1 protein-coding gene is annotated in these 1,291 nt (G+C 57.2%); it reads right to left on the bottom strand.

Annotated elements, in window-relative coordinates; genetic code table 11:
• A partial coding sequence (locus B157_RS36855; RefSeq protein ID WP_020603877.1) for an FG-GAP-like repeat-containing protein occupies positions 1–1,291 on the bottom strand: 1,291 nt, incomplete at both ends.

Below are 1,291 nucleotides of genomic sequence, written 5' to 3'. Positions count from 1 at the left end.
CCGCCACACTTCGAGGAGAACTGCCCACCCCTACGTTGGAGCCCCCACTGAAGTTACCACTGCCGTCATTCAAGCGCACACTCACACTGGCACTGCCATAACTAGCAGCTAAGAAATCTAAATCCCCATCGCCGTCCACATCTGCCGCGGCTATACTAAAAGTAAGAACTCCCACGGCTACCTCAGAGCCGCCACTGAATGTACCATCGCCGTTATTCAGCCGGATACTGACATTTGTACTGCCAGTGCCATTATTTGTCACCAAGATGTCTAAATCGCCATCGTTGTCAACATCCGCTACTATTCCATCGAAAGCTGCAGCTGGCACTGCTACATTAGGGGCGTTGCTGAACGTACCATTGCCATTATTGAGCCGCACACTCACATTACCAGTAAAATCACTTGCCGTTAAGAAATCTAAGTCGCCATCCCCGTCCATATCCGCGGCTACTACCTTCATAGGGCTACCTACCACTGGTACCTCGGGAACCGGAGCACTGCTGAAACTACCATTGCCGTCATTGAGCCGGACACTCACCGTCCTACTGCCAGCATTTGCCGTTAAGAAATCTAAATCGCCATCGCCATCCACATCTGCCGCTGCTATACTTTGAGGCCGATCTCCCACTGGTACCTCGGGAACCGGAGCACTGCTGAAACTACCATTGCCGTCATTGAGCCGGACACTCACCGTGTTACTGCCAGCATTTGCCGTTAAGAAATCCAAATCGCCATCGCCGTCAACATCTACCGCTGCTAAAGAACGAGAAAGACCTCCTACGGCTACTTCAGAACCACTACTGAAGGTGGCCGGGGCCGGGGCGGCTGCGGTGGTAAACTGGTAGACCAGCGGCTTGGCCAGGCCACTGGCCCGGGTGGCTGTGGCAAAGACCACCTCGCCGGGCTTGAAATCCGTGGTGGGATTAAACGTAAGTGAATTGCCGCTGACCGTAGCGGTACCCGCCTTCTTGCCCCCCGCCTGCTGGCTCCAGACCGTCAGGGCGCTGGCGGGTCCGGTGGGGGGTTGGCTCAGGGTAACGGTGACGTTGGTGTTTGTGGCGGCCGCGATGGCATTGCGCGTAGGCGATAGCGCTGTAACCGTAGCGGGGACACTAGTAAAGCGCTGGATGCGGTCGTTGAACTGGTCAGCCACATAGATCGCCCCGGCCCCGTATACGCCGGTAGGCCTATTCAGCTGATTGGCCCCGGAGCCTCGTCCATTGCCCCCGGCCACGGTGGTGCCGCTGGTGGCCCCGGCCGCCCACTTCTGGATGCGGTCGTTGCTTTGCTC

Source organism: Spirosoma spitsbergense DSM 19989, assembly GCF_000374085.1.
Lineage (GTDB): Bacteria > Bacteroidota > Bacteroidia > Cytophagales > Spirosomataceae > Spirosoma > Spirosoma spitsbergense.
Note: the sequence above shows the minus strand (reverse complement) of the source record. Positions and strands in the feature narration are given on the sequence as shown.